Origin of the sequence: Luteimonas sp. BLCC-B24, from assembly GCF_028550595.1 — a bacterium.
Classification (GTDB): Bacteria; Pseudomonadota; Gammaproteobacteria; order Xanthomonadales; family Xanthomonadaceae; genus Luteimonas.
In genome coordinates this window covers 109,610-126,983 of record NZ_JAQQGN010000006.1, presented here as the reverse complement: position 1 = coordinate 126,983, position 17,374 = coordinate 109,610, and the positions used below count along the sequence as shown (strand labels likewise).

The following is a 17,374-nucleotide window of genomic DNA, read 5'->3' as shown; positions in this document are numbered from 1 at the left end:
GACACGAGGCGCGGCTAAGCGCCCGTGGCAAAGGGGAAATTCCGTGGGGCTCATCACAAAAAGCCAGGTGCCGCTCATCGGCGTCGACATCAGCTCGACCGCGGTCAAGCTGTTGCAGCTGTCGCGGCAGGGCAATCGTTACCGCGTGGAGCACTACGCGGTCGAACCGCTGCCGCCGAATGCGGTGGTCGAGAAGAACATCGTCGAGGTCGAGGCCGTCGGCGAGGCGATCCGCCGCGCGGTGTCCCGGTCGGGCACCAAGGCCAAGCACGCGGCCGCTGCCGTGGCCGGGTCCGCGGTCATCACCAAGACCATCCCGATGCCGGCCGATCTCGACGAGGACGAGCTGGAGTCGCAGGTCGAACTCGAAGCGGTCAACTACATTCCGTACCCCATCGAGGAAGTAAACCTCGATTTCGAGGTGCTGGGTGCGATGCCCGGCAACGCGGAGATGGTGCAGGTGCTGCTGGCCGCTTCGCGTTCGGAGAATGTCGAACTGCGTGCCTCCGCACTCGAGCTCGGTGGCCTGTCGGCGCGCGTGGTCGACGTCGAGGCGTTCGCGGTCGAAAACGCGTTCGCCATGATCGCCGGCACGCTGAGCATGCCGTCCGACGGCGTGGTCGCCCTGGTGGATGTCGGCGCGACGATGACCACGCTCAACGTGCTGCGCAACGGCCGCAGCCTGTACTCGCGTGAGCAGGTGTTCGGCGGCAAGCAGCTGACCGACGAGGTCATGCGCCGTTACGGACTGAGCTACGAGGAAGCCGGCCTGGCCAAGCGCCAGGGTGGCCTGCCGGAGAGCTACGAGGTCGAGGTGCTGGAGCCGTTCAAGGAGGCGATGGTCCAACAGGTCAGCCGCCTGCTGCAGTTCTTCTATGCCGGCAGCGATTTCAACCGCGTCGACCAGATCGTGCTGGCCGGTGGCTGCGCGTCGATCCCCGGCGTCGCCGACATGGTCGAGGAACAGCTCGGCGTCCAGACCGTTCTGGCCAATCCGCTGGCGCAGATGACGCTCGGTCCACGCGTCCAGGCCCACGCGCTCGCCCAGGACGCCCCGGCGCTGATGATCGCGTGCGGACTCGCGCTGAGGAGTTTCGACTGATGGCAAGGATCAATCTCCTCCCGTGGCGCGCCGAACGGCGAAAGCAGCGGCAGAAGGAATTCGGGCTCATGCTGGGCATCGCCGCAGTGGCGGGTTTCGCGCTGTGGTTCCTGGTCAACACCTACTACAACGCGCAGATCGACGGCCAGCGTGAACGCAACGCGTTTCTCGAGCAGAAGATCGTCGAACTCGACCGCGAGATCGCCGAGATCGATGCACTCGATCGGCAGCGCGCGCAGCTGCTCGCCCGCAAGGCGGTGATCGAAGAGCTGCAGGGCAACCGCTCGCAGATGGTGCATCTGTTCGACCAGCTGGTGCGCACGATTCCGGACGGCGTCCTGCTCACCTCGCTGAAGCAGGAAGGTCAGCGTCTGACGCTCGAGGGGCGTTCGCAGTCCAACGCCCGGGTCAGTACCTACATGCGTTCACTCGATGCATCCGGCTGGATGTCGAACGCGCAGCTGACCGTCATCGAAGCCCAGGACGGCGTGCCCGGTCTGCCGTATGCGTTCACCCTGAACGTCCAGCTGTCGACGCCGGCCGCGAAGGAAGCCGAGGCCGCAGGCACGCTCGACCCCGCGACGCCCGTCGATGGCACGGCCCCGGTCGATGCACCGGCGCCGGTTGCTGAAGGAGCCGCCTCGTGAGCAAGAAGAAGATGTCCCTGCGCGAGCTGGACTTCAACAACACCGGTGTCTGGCCGCGCGAGTACAAGATCGGCGCCTGCATTCTGGTCGGTCTGCTGCTGTTCGGCCTGCTCTGGTACGTGCTGACGCGCGACAAGGGCGACGAACTGCAGGGGCTCGAAGCGCAGGAGCGCACGCTGCGCCAAGATTTCGAGACCAAGCAGGGACGGGCCGCCAATCTCGAGCCGTTGAAGCAGCAGCTCGCGCAGATGGAACAGCAGCTGCAGCAGATGCTGCGCCAGTTGCCGAGCAAGACCGAGATGCCGGATCTGATCGTCGACATTTCGCAGACGGCGATCGCGACCGGCATCCAGAACGACCTGTTCCGGCCGGGACCGGAATCGCCGCGCGAGTTCTACGCCGAACAGCCGATCGCGTTGCGCATGGTGGGCACGTATCACCAGTTCGGCGCATTCGTCAGTGGCGTCGCTTCATTGCCCCGCGTGGTGATCATGACCATGCACGACATCTCGCTGAAGCCGCGCGGGGGCGGAGGCGACGGTCTCGCCGCGATCGGTCCGAATTCGAGCCTCGAACTCTCGGGGACCGTGAAGACCTATCGTTATCTGGACGAGGACGAGACACCTGCCCAGACGGACGCTGATCAGGCCACCGGGGGAGCGCAGTGATGCCGATGAGTACAGACATGGCGCGCGGCGTGGCCCTGGTCGTGATCGCAGTGGCGCTCGTCGGCTGCGGCCGCGGCGTATCCAGCACCCCGGGCGACGCGCCGAATCTCGAGCAGTGGGTGGACGAAGTGAAGCAGCGTCCTGCACCGGCCCTCGAGCCGCTGCCGGTGATGCAGCAGTTCGAGACCTTCGAGTATTCCGCGCAGGGTATCCGGGATCCCTTCAGTAACGCCTTCACCGACGCCGACAGTGGCAGCGGTCCGCGTCCGGACTCCAACCGGCGCAAGGAAATCACCGAGCAGTTCCCGCTCGACAGCCTGTCCATGGTCGGCACGATCGGTGCCGGCGGGCGCATCGTCGGACTCGTGCTGGCACCTGACAAGGTGACCTATCGCATCGGGGCGGGGAACTATCTGGGGCAGAACGATGGCCGCGTGACATCGGTCAATGAAAATCGCATCGAGCTTGTCGAGCTCGTGCCCGATGGCGCCGGCGGGTGGTTGGAACGCCCGGCATCGCTCGCGCTGAACGAAAATTGATGAGGGGAAGCAAGATGACCGTGAGCAAAGCGGGGAGCCTTCGGGCTGGCCGGACGTCTCCGATGCGTGCCGGTGCGCTCGGTCTCGCCATTGGACTGGTGGCGACATTCAGCGGGGCACAGGCTGCCGATCCGGGCGTGCGGCCCGGGTCGCCGTTGCTGATGCTGCAGGCAGCGACTGCTGCTGCGCAGTCGCCGGCGGTGACCGTGACCGATGTGGATTTCAAGCGTGGTGACGGCGGCTCAGGCAAGCTGATCCTCCGCTTCGACAACGACGGTGCGATGCCCGATCTGCGCACGCAGGACGGCAGCGTGGTCGTGAATCTCGCCGGCGCGACGCTGCCGGCGTCGTTGCAGCGCCCATTGAACGTCACCGACTTCGCGACGCCGGTGCAGCGCATCGACGCGCGTCAGGACGGCAACGGGAGCCAGGTCGTGCTGACTGCACGCGGTGACTTCGAGCCGCTCGCCTATCAGAGCGGCCGCGACTACATCGTCGAAATCGTGCCGCGCGCGGGCGCTCGCGCAGTGGGCTCGGCCGGCCTGTCGGCGACGATGGGGCAGTCGGCGGCCACGGCGGCGTCCGAAGTGCGCAGCTACAGCGGCGCCCCGGTGACCTTCAACTTCCAGGACGTGCCGGTGCGCACGGTCCTGCAGCTGATCGCCGACGAGTCGAACCTCAACATCGTCGCCAGCGACAGCGTGGTCGGCAACGTGACCCTGCGCCTGCAGAACGTGCCTTGGGACCAGGCGCTGGACATCGTGTTGCAGGCCAAGTCGCTGGACAAGCGCCGTAGCGGCAATGTGGTCTGGGTGGCGCCGCAGAGCGAGATCGCCGCGTTCGAACAGGCGCGCGAGGATGCGCGTCTGGCGATCGAAGAGCGTGCGGAGATGGTCACCGAGTACATCGCGATCAGCTATGGCAATGCGGAAGATATCGCTAGGCTCCTCACCGAGGAAAGCAAGACCAGCACAGCTGGTGGTGGCGGGAATGCGCAGAACCGGGGCTTTCTGTCTTCGCGCGGCAGCCTGAGCTTCGATCGCCGTACCAATACGCTGCTGGTGATCGACATCCCGCAGCGTGTCGCCGAGATCCGACGCTTGGTGACTACGCTCGACAAGCCGGTGGATCAGGTGGTGATTGAGGCTCGCATCGTGATCGCCAACGAATCGTTCGCGCGCGACCTCGGTGCACGGTTCGGCGTCAACTCGCGTGCCGACCGCAATATCGACGGACGGGTCGATGTTGGTGGCGGCTTCATCGGGGGCGAGAACAGCACCATCGGCCGTCCGGGTGCCCTGCAGGTGAACCTGCCTGTTGCAGGCGCGCCTGCGCTCGGCTTCACGATTCTCGGCAATACGATCGACTGGCACGTCGAACTCTCGGCCCTGCAGCAGGAGCAGCGCGGCGAAGTGATTTCCAATCCGCGCATCGTCACCAGCAACCAGCGGGAAGCCACGATCAGTCAGGGTCAGGAGGTCGGATATATCACCGTGACCGGCGGTCAGAGCAACAGCGTTCCGACTGTGCAGTTCAAGGATGTGCTGCTCGAGCTGAAGGTCACGCCGACGATCACTGCCGATGGACGCGTGTTCCTGGCGATGGACATCAAGAAGGACGAGGTGCAGGGGCAGATCGAGTACGAAGGAATCGGCTCCGTGCCGCTGATCAGCAAACGCAATGTCACGACGGCCGTGTTGATCGATGATGGCCAGACGGTCGCGATCGGCGGCGTCTACGAGTTCACAGACCGCGCATCGCTGTCCAAGGTGCCGTTCCTCGGCGATCTTCCGATTCTCGGCAATCTTTTCAAGAGCCGCGGCCGCAACAAGGAAAAAGCAGAGCTGCTGATCTTCGTGACGCCTAAGGTGATGCGCGTGGCGCAGCGCCCGGCGCTCTGACCGACCACGCGCACCAGGCTGTTCAGAACGGGACCCGATCGGGTCCCGTTCTGTTTTCGGGGCGTGCTCCCGTCCCGGCGCGCGCCGGTCAACGGAACCAAAGCTGGACGTTTCCGGTCAAACTCGGCCTGACGCGTCGGGCGTCGCGGACAGGATCGCGGATGGAGCAGAGCACCGGGACGGCGGATGGTATGCAGCGGCGCTTCGCTGCGCTGCGCGAGTCGCTTGCGGAGGCGATCCTCGGGCAGTCGGCGCTGGTGGAACGGCTGCTGGTCGCGTTGCTGGCGGATGGCCATCTGCTGGTTGAAGGGGCGCCCGGGCTGGCCAAGACCACGGCCGTCCGCGCGCTCGCCGAGCGGCTGGATGCCGACTTCGCGCGTGTGCAGTTCACGCCCGATCTGCTCCCGGCCGATCTGACCGGCACCGAAATCTGGCGACCTCAGGATGGTCGTTTCGAATTCCAGCCCGGGCCGATCTTCCATCCGCTGCTGCTGGCCGACGAGATCAACCGCGCCCCGGCGAAGGTCCAGTCCGCGCTTCTGGAAGCGATGGGCGAGCGCCAGGTGACCGTCGGCCGCGAGACCTACCGCCTGCCGCAACTGTTCCTGGTCATGGCGACCCAGAACCCCATCGAGCAGGAAGGCACGTTTCCGTTGCCGGAAGCCCAGCTCGATCGCTTCCTGATGCACGTGCGCGTCGATTACCCTGATGCGGACACCGAGTCGCGCATTCTCGGGCTGGCGCGCACGCGCGCGCTGCAGGCGCTCGACGCGCGGCCGGCGACGCTCGAACGCATGCCGCTCGACATCCTGTTCGCCGCGCGGCGCGCGGTACTCGAACTGCACATGGCCCCGGCCGTCGAGCGCTATGTGGTCGAACTGGTCCTCGCCACACGCGACGCCACGCCCTACGATCCGGACCTGGCGCGGCGGATCGCCTGGGGCGCCAGTCCCCGCGGATCGATCGCGCTCGAACGGTGCGCACGCGCGTGCGCATGGCTCGCGGGTCGCGACTTCGTGACGCCCGACGACGTACGCGCGGTCGCGCCGGACGTGCTGCGGCACCGCGTGCTTCCGAGCTACGAGGCGACGGCGGAAGGCTGGGACGGCGAGCGTCTGGTCGCTGCGGTCATCGACCGCGTCCCGTTGCCCTGACCGGCGCGCCGCATGGTGCCCGCAACGCCCCCGACTCCCCGACCGGATCGCGATGCCGGCGTTCGCCCGTCGCTGCCGGAACTGGTCGCATTGCGCTCGGTGGTCGGTCGCGGCGCGGCTGCGCAGCGTGCCAGATCGGGCGTCCGTGCCCAGGCGCTGGCGCCGGCGCGTGGGCACGGCATGGAATATGCGGAATCCCGCGAGTACGTGGCCGGCGACGACGCACGGCACATCGACTGGCGTGTGACGGCGCGAACCGGGCGGACGCACACCAAGACCTTCCAGGCCGAGCGCGAACGCCTGACCCTGCTGGTGGCCGATACCGCGCGCGCGCTCTACATCGGCACGCGCGTGCGCTTCAAATCGGTCCAGGCGGCGCGCGCCGGGGCGATCGCCGCATGGGCCGCGGTTGCGGACGGCGACCGGGTCGCCGCCATCCGTGGCACCGCGCACGAGGCGCCCGTACCGCCGGCGAGCGGACGCCGAGGCGCCCTGCGCGTGCTGCACGCGCTGGCGCGCTGGTATGCCGAGCCGCCGCCGGGCGACGATGGCCTCGGCGTGGCGCTCGAACACGCGGCGCGCGTGGCGCGGCCGGGTTCGCGCGTGTGCGTGCTGGCCGATGCCGGCAGCGTGATCGCCGTGCCGGCGCGTCGCTGGCTCGCGCTGTCGGCGCACAGCGAAGTGCTGGTGCTGCTGCTGTCGGATCCGCTGGAGCGAACGCCACCCCGGGCGCAGCTGCGTTTCGTAGGGCCGACGGGGGCGCACGCGCTCGATCTCGCCCAGGCTGCGCAGCGGGCCCAGTGGGAGGACGCCTTCTCGGGTGCGCTCGCGCGTGCGACCGCCTTGCTGCAGGCCGCGCGCGTGCGCAGCGCGGTGCTGTCGAGCGAAATGCCGAGCGGCCTCTGGTTGCCGATGTTCGGTCGGCCACGGGCGGCGTGACGTGGCGATTCCCGATCTCGTTCTGCGCGATATCCATGTGACGCCGGCGCCGGCGTGGTGGCCGCCCGCACCGGGCTGGTGGTGGCTGGCGGCCGGCGTGCTGCTGGCGGTGCTGGCCTGGGCGGTGCAGCGGTGGCGCATCGCGCGTCGGCGACGCGGCTGGCTGCGCCTGTTCGACGCCGCGGTCGCGGCCGCAGGCGACCCACCCGGGGAGATCGCGGCGATCTCGCAGTTGCTGCGCCGCGCCGCGCGACGCGCGCGGCCGGATGCCGACCGTCTGCAGGGGGACGCCTGGCTGCAGTTTCTCGATGCGGGCGGCCGTGCGGGCTTCACAGGCGAAACAGGCGCGCTGCTGCGCGACGGCGCGTTCCGCGCGCACGTCCCGCACTGCGAGGTCGAAGCGCTCCGGCAGATCGCACGCGCGCGATTTCTCGCCTTGATGGCGGGCGCGACATGAGCATGCTCGCGTCCGCCTGGGATGCCGTGTCGAGCCAGTTCGCGTGGCCCTGGCTGCTGGCCGCCGCGCCGCTTCCGTGGATCGTGCGGCGGTGGCTGCCGCCCGCGCGCGCCGGTGGCGATGCGTTGCGCGTGCCGTATGCCGCACTGCCTGCCGCCGGGCGCGGCGGCCGGGCGGGCCTGGCGCCGCACACACCGTGGCTGCTGTGGCTGGCGTGGAGCCTGCTGTGCATCGCCGCCGCGCGGCCGCAGCAGTGGGGCCCGCCGGAACAGCCACCGCGCGCGGCACGCGATCTGATGCTGGCGGTGGATCTGTCGGGCAGCATGGGCGAAACCGACATGCGCCTGGGCCCGCGCGTGGTCGACCGCCTGACCGCGGCCAAAGCCGTGCTCGCCGACTTTCTCGAACGCCGCGGCGGTGACCGGGTGGGGCTGATCGTGTTCGGCCAGCGCGCCTATGCGATGACGCCGCTGACGCTCGACCGCGCCAGCGTCCAGCAGCAACTCGACGATACGGTCGTCGGCCTCGCGGGCAGGGAGACGGCGATCGGTGATGCGATCGGTCTGGCGGTCAAGCGCCTGCAGGACCAGCCGCGCTCGCAGCGGGTGTTGATCCTGTTGACCGACGGCGTCAGCAATGCCGGCGTCCTGAGCCCGGAGAAGGCGGCCGAACTGGCGCGCGATGCGGGCGTGCGCGTGCACACCATCGCGTTCGGCAGCGACGAGGGCGATCTGTCGATGTTCGGGTTCCGCCTGCCGGCCTCGAGCGAGCCCGCGATCGACGAAGCCGCGTTGCAGGCGATCGCGGACGCGACGGGCGGGCGCGCGTTCCGCGCGCGCGACACCGATGCGCTCGCCGGCATCTACGACGAGATCGATCGGCTCGAGCCGGTGGAACGTGCAGGCCCGGCCTTGCGCCCACGCATCGAACGCTATCCGGTGCCCCTCGCCGGCGCGTGCGCATTGCTCCTGCTCGCGGCGCTGCCGCGCCGCCGCCTGCGCACGACCGCAGGGTCCGCGGCACAGGATGTCGCCACGTGATCGCGTGGTGGGACGGGCTTCATTTCGCGCGCCCGCTCTGGCTGTGGGCGCTGCTGTCGCTGCCGGTGCTGGCCGGGTGCTGGTGGGCGCGGCGCCGCGCTGCGAACGTCTGGCGCACCGCGATCGACCCGCATCTGCTGCCGCATCTGATCGAACGCCGGGTCGACCGCGGCGGATGGTTGGGGCTCGCCGCCTGGATGCTCGCTGCACTCTGTGCGGTGCTCGCGCTGGCCGGCCCGGGCTGGCGCCAGCTCCCGGCGCCCCTGCAGGGCGCCACATCCGCGCCGCTGGTGGTCGCGCTCGACCTGTCCACAGCGACCAGCGCCGGCGATCTGCCCCCGTCGCGCCTGCTGCAGGCGCGCGCCAAGCTCGCACGGGTGTTCGCCGCCCGCGCCGGGGCAGAAACGGCCCTGCTGGTGTTCGCCGATGACGCCTTCACCGTCGCACCGTTGACCGAGGACACCGCCAATCTCGCGCTGTACCTGGATGCGCTGTCGCCCGACATCATGCCCGCCGATGGCCAGCGCGTGGATCGGGCCATCGAACGGGCCACGCGCCTGCTGCGACAGCGCGGTGTCACACAGGGCGCGATCCTGCTGATGACCAGCGAGGCCGACGGCGCTGCGATCGCCGAAGCTGCCACGGCGCTGCGCATGGGATACCGGGTATCGGCGCTCGGTCTGGGCACGCCGGACGGCGCCGCGCATCGCGACGCGAGCGGCGGACTCGCGCACACACGCCTGGAGGCGGCGTCCCTCGAGGCGCTCGCGATGGCGGGCGGCGGCCGTTACTCCGGCCTGACCGCCGACGATGCCGACCTGCGCGCGCTCGATGTCCAGGCCACCGGCGCCGGATCCGCGGATCCCGCCGGCGCGCCGACGCCCGGCCCCGACAGCGCCCTGCGGTGGGCCGACCAGGGCTACTGGTTCGTGCTGCCCCTGCTGGTGCTCGTGCTGCTGGCATTCCGGCGTGGCGGCGCACTGGCGAGCGTCGCGTGCGCCGCGCTGCTGTTTCCGCTGATGCCCGCGATCGCGCAGAGCACCGCCCCGGAAGGCACGCCGTGGCGTCGCGCCGACCAGATGGCGCACGCGCGGATGATCGAGGGCGCCGAGGCCTACCGCGCTGGCCGCTATGCCGATGCTGCGCAGCGCTGGGCCGGGCTGCCCGGGGCGGAGGCCGCCTACAACCGCGGCAATGCACTGGCGAAGCAGGGCGAACTCGACGCCGCGATCGACGCCTACGACGAGGCCCTGCGTCTTCGCCCGGGCATGGCCGATGCCGAGGCCAATCGCGCTGCGGTGGACGCCGCCCGGCAACGGACTCCGCCGCCCGGTCCCGGACAGGATCCGCGCGCGCCGCCACGCGGGCAGTCGCAGGCTGCGGGGCGCCCGGGGTCCGGCGACGGCGCGCCGTCGCCGGACGCTTCGCCCCGGCCGTCGCCGCCGGCCGGGACGGTCACGCCGCCCCCGCCTGCACCGTCGACGCCTCCCGCGTCCGAGTCCGCGGACGCGTCGCCGGCCGATGTCGAGGCGCAGCGCGAGGCCGATGCCGCGCAACGCGAGCGCATGCAGCGCGCACTCGATGCGCGCGATGCCGGCGACGGAACGCCCCGGCCCGGCGCGCCGGACGCCGCGCCGGAGGACCGCGCCGGCGCCGAACGTCGGCAGGCCAACGAGGCCCTGCTGCGCCGCCTGCCGGACGACCCCGGCGGGCTGCTGCGGGCGAAGTTCCGTCTCGAACACGAGCGCCGTCGCAGCGGAGACCCACGATGATGCGAGTCCGATCGACCGTCGTTACCGGGTGCTGGCTGGCCGTTCTGCTGGGCACCCTCGTGGTGGGAGAGGCCCGCGCCCAGGCCCAGGCCTGGCTGGATCGCGACCGTATCGCCTTCGGCGAGAGCACCACGCTCAACATCGAGAGCGACGAGGCGACCGCGGCCCCCGACTGGGCGCCGCTGGAGCGCGACTTCTCGCTCAGCGGCCACACCAGCCGCCGGCAGGTCGAGATCCGCAACGGCCGGCAGACGACGCGCACGCTGCACGGCGTCGCCCTGCGGCCACGCCGCGAAGGGCTGCTCGTGGTGCCCGGCCTGCAGGTGGGCCGTGCCACGACGGCACCGCTGCAGCTCAGCGTCGGGCCGGCGGTGGTCAGCGCCGCGCGTGACGGGGCGCCCGCGTTCGTCGAAGCCGAGGTCGACACCCAGTCGCCGTACGTCCAGCAGGCGGTCGCCTACACCGTGCGGCTCTACTACGCGGTGCCGCTGGTCTCCGGCCAGCTGGAACAGCCGCCGCCGGACGGCGCGTCGCTGCAGCGGGTCGGCAACGACACCCAGTTCACCCGTGACATCGACGGCCGACGCTACACGGTCGTCGAGCGGCGCTTTCTGCTGGTGCCCGAGCGCAGCGGCACGCTGACCGTACCCGGTGCGCGCTTCGAAGGGCGCGGCGTCGCCGGTGGCATGTTCGACGGGCTGTTCAATCGCGGACCACGCGAACTCTCCGCGAATGGGCCGCCCAGCGTGCTGTCGGTGCGCGCGCTGCCGGCAGGCATCGCCGGGCGCGACTGGCTGCCGGTGCGCGGCGTGCAGGCGCGCTGGCTCGAAGCCGCGCCCCGCGCGCGCGCGGGCGAGGCGGCCACGCTGGTACTGGAGGTGCTGTTCGACGGCGCGGTGGGGACCCAGCTTCCCGATGTCGCGTTGCCGACGATCGACGGCGCCCAGGTCTTCGCCGAGGCGCCGCAGTACGACGAGACGTACGAGGACGGTCGTCCGCAGGTTCGACTCACCCGCCGCTTCTCGGTGGTGCCGCAGGCGGCCGGGCGGCTGCGGATCACCGGACCGGAGATCGCATGGTGGGACGTCGGCGCGGGCCAGGCGCGGACTGCGGCCGCGCCGGCGCTCACCCTCGACGTGGAACCGGGTGCGCTGCGCGCGCCGCCCGACCGCGTCGGCATCGCCGGGACCGTCGATCCCGAACGCGCGCACGCGGCTGGCCCCGGCGACGCGGCGATGGCGCCGGTCTGGCGATGGCTCGCGCTTCTGTTCGCCCTGCTGTGGCTGGCCACCGCGTCGCTCGCGTGGCGGCTGTACCGCCGGACGGCGCCGGCCCCCGCGGTCGCGCGGCCTGAAGTGCCCGCTGCGACCGGCACGCGACCATCGCCGCGCCAGCTGCGCCTGCTGCTACAGACCGGCGAGCCAGCGGAGATCGAACGGGCCCTGCGCGCGCTGGTCGTGCCGCCGGCGCCCGATCTCGACGCCCTGCATGCGCGACTCGACGCCCCCGAACAACGCGACGCGCTCGTCGAATGGCGGCATGCACGCTGGGGCGGCGGCGATCTCGGCGCCGCGCGCCGGCGCCTGGCCACCGCATTTCGCGATGGCGCACGGGTGAGACCGAGTGCCCCGGCCGACGACGGAGCGGCGCTGCCGCCGCTGTATCCCCGGCGCTGACCGCGCGCACGTCGGCGCGGTGTGCATCCGCGAGCCCGCAGGCCGGCAGGGCGTGCCGGCGCTGCGTGCGTCGACGCTGGAAGCCGGGAGCGACGCGTCAAGCGGCTGGCCTCGCAGGGCCACCGCGCCGAACGCCGGACAACGAAACGCCCGGCGGAACCGGGCGTCGGGTGAGCGCTGCGGTCGTCCTTACTGCAGCAGCGAGCGCAGCATCCAGGCGTTCTTCTCGTGGGTCTGCAGGCGCTGGGTGAGCATGTCCTCGGTCGGGTCGTCATCGGCGTCGTCGGCCACCTCGAGCGCCTTGCGCGCGCTGCGGCACACGGCTTCGTTGCCGACCACGAGTTGGCGCACCATCTCGCGCCAGTCCGGGGCCTTCTCCAGGCCCGGCTCTTCTTTGATCGACGACAGTTCGATGAACTCCGCATAGGAACCCGGCGCGTTGTACCCCAGCGCGCGGATGCGCTCGGCGATTTCGTCCAGCGCATTCCACTGCTCGGTGTACTGGCCCTCGAACATCACGTGCAGGGCATTGAACATCGGTCCGGTGACGTTCCAGTGGAAATTGTGGGTCTTCAGATACAGCGTGTAGGCATCGGCCAGGAAGACCGACAGGTGCTGGGCGACCGCCTTGCGATCCTCGTCGCTGATCCCGATATCGATGGCCGGCGCCTTGGACTGCGCGTCGGGCGAGGCGACCGCGGGCGCGACCTGGGCGGGCGCGGACTTCTTGGACTTGTTCGACTTGTCCTTGGACATGGGTGGAACTCCTGGCAGGGAATTGCGCCGACAATACGGGCGCATTCGTTGTGGATATGTGACTTGGGACGGGTTGGACGCGTGACGCAGCATTCCAGCGACAAGGCGGTGAACGGCGTGTTGAAGCAGGCGCAGGCCGCGATCGACGCCGCGTCGACGCGCGACCGCGGTCGCCTGCTCGGGCTGCTCGGACGCTGGCGTCGCGCACCGCAGGACGAAGCCGCGCGTGCGGCCTTCGAGAGCCGGCTGCAGGCGTCCATCCGGCTGCGGGAGGCGCGTGCCGCCCAGCTGCCGCGCGCCGATGTCGACCCGGCCCTGCCGATCGCCGGCAAGGCCGAGGCGATCGTGGACCTGATCCGCGCGCATCAGGTCGTCGTCGTCGCCGGCGAAACCGGCTCGGGCAAGACCACGCAATTGCCGAAGCTGTGTCTGGCCGCGGGCCGGGGCGCCGCCGGCCTGATCGGCTGTACCCAGCCGCGCCGGATCGCCGCGCGTACCGTCGCCCGGCGCGTCGCCGAGGAGCTGCAGGTGCCCAGCGGGGGTCTGGTCGGTTACCAGGTCCGCTTCAACGACAACGTCAGTGACGCCACCGCGATCAAGTTCATGACCGACGGTATCCTGCTGGCGGAAATCGCCTCCGATCGGTGGTTGTCGGCCTACGACACGATCATCATCGACGAGGCACACGAGCGCAGTCTCAACATCGATTTCCTGCTGGGCTATCTGAAGCCGTTGCTGGGCCGGCGCCCGGATCTCAAGCTCATCGTGACCTCGGCGACCATCGACACGGCGCGCTTCGCCGCGCACTTCGACGGTGCACCGGTGGTCGACGTGGAAGGCCGTGGATTTCCGGTCGAGGTGCGCTACCGGCCGCTGGACGGCGAGGGTGACGACCCCGGCGAACGCAGCGTCCTCGACGGCATCGTGTCGGTCTGCGACGAGATCATGCGCGAGCGCGGCACCGGTGACACGCTGATCTTCCTGCCCGGCGAGCGCGAGATCCGCGATGCACACCAGGCCCTCGAGCGGCGCAAGTACCGGCATACCGAGGTGCTGCCGCTGTACGCGCGGCTGTCGGCAAAAGACCAGGACCGCGTGTTCCACCCCGGTCCGCAGCGGCGCATCGTGCTGGCGACCAATGTCGCCGAGACGTCGCTGACGGTACCGCGCATCCATTACGTCGTCGATCCGGGTCTGGCCCGGGTCAAGCGCTACAGCCCACGGCAGAAGCTCGATCGCCTGCACATCGAGCCGGTGAGCCAGGCCAGCGCCGAACAGCGCAAGGGACGCTGCGGCCGCATCGCGCCGGGCACCTGCTACCGGGTGTTTTCCGAAGCCGATTTCGAATCGCGTCCGCTCTACACCGACCCCGAGATCCGGCGCGCTTCGCTGTCCGGGGTGATCCTGCGGATGCTGGCACTGGGGCTCGGCGACATCGAGTCGTTTCCGTTCGTCGAGCCGCCGGATCCGCGGGCCGTGGCCGACGGCTGGCAGCAGCTGACCGAACTCGGTGCGATCGATGTGCAGCGCAGGCTCACCTCGACCGGTCGCACGATGGCGAAACTGCCGGTCGACCCCAAGCTCGCACGCATGCTGGTGGCCGCGCGCGACCACGGTTGTCTCGAGCCGATGCTGGCAATCGCGTCCTTTCTCGGCATCCAGGATCCACGCGAGCGCCCGGCCGACCAGCGCGGGGCGGCCGATACCGCGCATGCGCAGTTCGCCGATCCGAAATCGGAATTCGCCGGCATCGTGAAGTTGTGGGCGGCGTACCGGCAGGCGCATGCCGATCTCACCCAGTCGCAGCTTCGCAAATGGTGCGACCGCAATTTTCTCGGCTTTCTGCGCATGCGCGAGTGGCGCGAGCTGCACCGGCAATTGCGCCTGCAGTGCGAGGAACTGGGTTGGACGATCGCCGCGCCCCCCGCGTCGCCCGGGACCGATGCGCGTGCGGCCGCGCGCGCCGAGACGACGGCCTACGTCGCCCTGCATCGCGCGTTGATCGCCGGTCTTCCCACCCAGATCGGCCACCGCGCCGATCCCGGCGGCGGCGGGCGCGTCTCCGGCCAGTACGAAGGTCCGCGTGGCCGGCGCTTCCAGCTGTTTCCGGGCTCGCCGCTGTCGAAGAAGCCACCGCCGTGGATCGTCTCGGCGACGCTGCTCGACACCGAGAAAGTGTGGTCCCTGACCAACGCGGCGATCGAGCCGGACTGGGTCATCGCCGAACTCGACCATCTGCTCGCACGCCGCCACCACGACCCGCGCTGGTCGCGCGCGCAGGGACGGGTGATCGGCAGCGAGCAGATCAGTCTGTTCGGCCTGGTACTGGCACCGAAACGGCCCGTCGACTACGGCCGGCTGTATCCGGACGAGGCGCGCGCGCTGTTCCTGCGCGACGGCCTCGTCGCGGGCGAGATCACGACACGGGCGACCTTCGTCGAGCGCAACCTGCGCACGCTCGAGCGCGCGCGCGAGGAAGAAGCCAAGCAGCGCCGCGTGGGGCTCGTGGTCGACGAGGACTGGATGGCGCAATGGTATGCCCAGCGCCTGCCGGCCGATGTGCTGTCGGCACAGGCCTTGGACGCCTGGTGGCGCAAGGCGCCGGAGGCCGCGAAACAGGCGCTGACGTGGAGCCGCGACGATCTGCTGGTGGCCGATGGTGTCGACGCCGACCTGTTCCCGGCCTTCATCGCGCTGGGCGAGGCGCGGCTGGCCGTGTCCTACCGTTTCGAGCCGGGCGCGGTCGACGACGGCATGACGGTCTCGGTGCCGTTGCATCTGCTCAACGCGGTCGACCCGGTGCGCCTGTCGTGGCTGGCGCCGGGCTTCGTCGAGGACAAGGCGGCGGCCCTGATCCGCGGCCTGCCCAAGGCCCTGCGCCGCAATTTCGTGCCCGCGCCGGATTTCGCGCGGGCCTTCAGTGACGCCTGGCGCGGCGGCGATGCCGATGCGTTCACCGGCACACTGGCGCGGTTCCTCGCCCGGCTCACCGGCGTGGCGATCGGCGCGACGGACTTCGACGAGGCCGCGCTCGACGCGCATCTGCGCGCGAACCTGCGGCTGGTCGACACCGGCCGCGACCGCAAGGCCGCCGTGGTGCTTGCGGAATCGCGCGATCTCGATGATCTGCGCGCGCGCTTCGGCGAACGCGCGGCCCGTGCCTTCGCCGCGCACGCGGCCGACGGGCTGCAGCAGCGCGCATTGACGACGTTTCCGGAGACGCCCATTCCGGTCTCGATGCCGGGTGCCGGCGGCCTGCCGGCCTATCCGGCCCTGCAGGACGACGGGGACAGTGCCTCGCTCGCGGTCCATGCCGATCCGGCCGAGGCCAGGCGTCTGCATCCGCAGGGCGTGCGCCGCCTGCTGACGATCGCGCTGGCCGATCGCGTACGCCAGGCCCGCAAGCAGCTGCCGGTGGCCCCCAAGACCGCGCTGCTCTATGCCGCGATCGAATCGGCTGCGCCGCGCGACGGCAGGCCGGGCGACCGTCTGCGCGAGGATCTCGTCGACGGTGCACTGGCCGCACTGCTGGCCGACGGCCTCGGTGACATCCGCGACGCGGGTGCGTTCACCGCCCATCGCGATGCGGTGGGCAAGGCGCTGTTCGGCGAGGCGATGGCGCGGCTGCGCCAGGCCGAGGTGATCCTCGATCTCGTCGCCGAGATCCGCGGTCGGCTCGAGTCGACACTGATGGGGTGGGCGCGCGCCAATCTCGACGACATGCAGGCCCAACTGGCCGCCCTCGTACCGCCCGGTTTCCTGCGCGCCGTCCCGGCTGCGGCACTCGCCGAATATCCGCGCTGGCTGCGCGCGCTGGCGCTGCGCGCGGAGCGCGGCCAGCGTGATCCCCAGCGCGACCAGCAGCGCATGCTCGACGTCAAACCCTTCGTCGACGCGCTGACCGATGCGGCTGCGCGCGGCCGCGCCGACACGCCCGACTGGCAGGCGCTGCGCTGGGACATCGAGGAACTGCGGGTGTCGCTGTTCGCCCAGGAGCTGGGCGCCAAGGGCGGCGTGTCACCGAAGAAACTCGCCGCGCGGGTCGCGGCGCTTACCTGACCCGCTCGACCCGCGCGCGGGTGTTGTAGTCGCCGACCTTCAGCCACCAGCCCCCCAGGCGGGCCGGGCGGATCTGCACCGACGGCGCGTCCAGGGTCACGCCGGGCAACGCGGCCGCGTCGGTCTGTCGCCACACCTGGCCATTGGCCAGCGTGTACTCGCGGCCTTTGGCGAAGCCGGTGAAGGTGCCGGTCAAGGTGCTGTCGACGGGCTCGCGCGACTGCTGGGCCGCTTGGACCTCCTGCGCATCGGCCAGCGCCTCGCGTCGACCGGCTTCACGCGCGGCGGCGAGGCGTGCATCGACGTCCGGGGCGTCGACGGAGGGTGTGCCCGCCTGTGCGCCGCGACGTGCGAGCCAGGCGTTCAGGGCCGCGCGTTCGCTGTCGGTCAGACGCTCGATCCCCGTCGCGCTGCGTTCGGCGGCGCTCATCTCGGCCTCGATCGGCCGGGTCTGCGCAGCAGCGGGCGATGCGATCGCCCATGCAGCGGCGATCAGGATGCAGTGGACTGCGCGCATGCTCTGTTCCTCGGGACGGGGCGCGGCTAGTGTAGACCGTCCCCGCCCGTTTCGACGTCGATGACCGAGCGCCCGGACACGCTGCGCGACCACCTGCTGACGCTGCCCGCGCTGGCCGCGTACGGCGAGCCGCTGCGTGCTGCGATC

13 protein-coding genes and 1 pseudogene are annotated in these 17,374 nt (G+C 70.6%); 12 read left to right on the top strand and 2 right to left on the bottom strand.

Annotated elements, in window-relative coordinates; translation table 11 throughout:
* The first annotated feature begins 43 nt into the window (after positions 1-43).
* The 11 genes and pseudogenes from PQS31_RS12950 (at position 44) to PQS31_RS12900 (ending at position 11,895) form a co-directional block, all read left to right on the top strand.
* Entirely contained in the window at positions 44-1,102 is a 1,059-nt protein-coding gene (locus PQS31_RS12950) for a pilus assembly protein PilM (RefSeq protein WP_272763150.1), read from the top strand.
* Positions 1,102-1,875: pseudogene (locus PQS31_RS12945) on the top strand (PilN domain-containing protein). Before PQS31_RS12950 ends, PQS31_RS12945 begins: the two are co-directional and overlap by 1 nt.
* Positions 1,761-2,417, top strand: coding sequence for a type 4a pilus biogenesis protein PilO (pilO, locus tag PQS31_RS12940; protein WP_272763149.1), 657 nt, complete (start codon positions 1,761-1,763; stop codon positions 2,415-2,417). The pseudogene PQS31_RS12945 and the gene pilO overlap by 115 nt, the downstream one beginning before the upstream one ends.
* Positions 2,418-2,422: 5 nt before the next feature.
* The gene (locus PQS31_RS12935) at positions 2,423-2,956 is read left to right on the top strand and encodes a pilus assembly protein PilP (RefSeq protein ID WP_272763148.1); all 534 of its coding nucleotides are present in this window, start codon (positions 2,423-2,425) and stop codon (positions 2,954-2,956) included.
* Between the two features lie 14 nt (positions 2,957-2,970).
* Complete coding sequence (pilQ, locus tag PQS31_RS12930; protein WP_272763257.1) at positions 2,971-4,857, top strand: type IV pilus secretin PilQ; 1,887 nt, start codon at positions 2,971-2,973, stop codon at positions 4,855-4,857.
* A gap of 161 nt (positions 4,858-5,018) precedes the next feature.
* Positions 5,019-6,011 carry a MoxR family ATPase gene (locus PQS31_RS12925; RefSeq protein ID WP_272763147.1) on the top strand — a complete coding sequence of 331 codons (993 nt, stop codon included), beginning with the start codon at positions 5,019-5,021 and terminating at the stop codon, positions 6,009-6,011.
* A 12-nt stretch (positions 6,012-6,023) separates the two neighbouring features.
* Positions 6,024-6,950, top strand: a complete 927-nt coding sequence (locus PQS31_RS12920) for a DUF58 domain-containing protein (protein WP_272763146.1) — start codon at positions 6,024-6,026, stop codon at positions 6,948-6,950.
* Position 6,951: 1 nt separating this feature from the next.
* Positions 6,952-7,407: a DUF4381 family protein gene (locus PQS31_RS12915; RefSeq protein WP_272763145.1), complete on the top strand. Its 456-nt coding sequence runs from the start codon at positions 6,952-6,954 to the stop codon at positions 7,405-7,407.
* Positions 7,404-8,447: a VWA domain-containing protein gene (locus tag PQS31_RS12910; protein ID WP_272763144.1), complete on the top strand. Its 1,044-nt coding sequence runs from the start codon at positions 7,404-7,406 to the stop codon at positions 8,445-8,447. Before PQS31_RS12915 ends, PQS31_RS12910 begins: the two co-directional genes overlap by 4 nt.
* Complete coding sequence (locus PQS31_RS12905; RefSeq protein WP_272763143.1) at positions 8,444-10,219, top strand: VWA domain-containing protein; 1,776 nt, start codon at positions 8,444-8,446, stop codon at positions 10,217-10,219. Before PQS31_RS12910 ends, PQS31_RS12905 begins: the two co-directional genes overlap by 4 nt.
* Positions 10,216-11,895, top strand: a complete 1,680-nt coding sequence (locus PQS31_RS12900; RefSeq protein WP_272763142.1) for a BatD family protein — start codon at positions 10,216-10,218, stop codon at positions 11,893-11,895. The genes PQS31_RS12905 and PQS31_RS12900 overlap by 4 nt, the downstream gene beginning before the upstream one ends.
* A 189-nt stretch (positions 11,896-12,084) precedes the next feature.
* Here the strand turns inward: PQS31_RS12900 and PQS31_RS12895 are convergent, their stop codons facing one another.
* A complete protein-coding gene (locus PQS31_RS12895; RefSeq protein WP_272763141.1) occupies positions 12,085-12,651 on the bottom strand; it encodes a Dps family protein in 567 nt (188 codons plus the stop codon).
* Between the two features lie 81 nt (positions 12,652-12,732).
* Between PQS31_RS12895 and hrpA the strand changes: the two genes are divergently transcribed.
* Complete coding sequence (gene hrpA / locus PQS31_RS12890) at positions 12,733-16,710, top strand: ATP-dependent RNA helicase HrpA (RefSeq protein WP_272763140.1); 3,978 nt, start codon at positions 12,733-12,735, stop codon at positions 16,708-16,710.
* Here hrpA and PQS31_RS12885 read toward each other — a convergent pair.
* On the bottom strand, positions 16,703-17,227 hold the full coding sequence (locus tag PQS31_RS12885; RefSeq protein WP_272763139.1) for a hypothetical protein: 525 nt from the start codon (positions 17,225-17,227) through the stop codon (positions 16,703-16,705). The genes hrpA and PQS31_RS12885 overlap by 8 nt on opposite strands.
* Positions 17,228-17,374 lie beyond the last annotated feature (147 nt).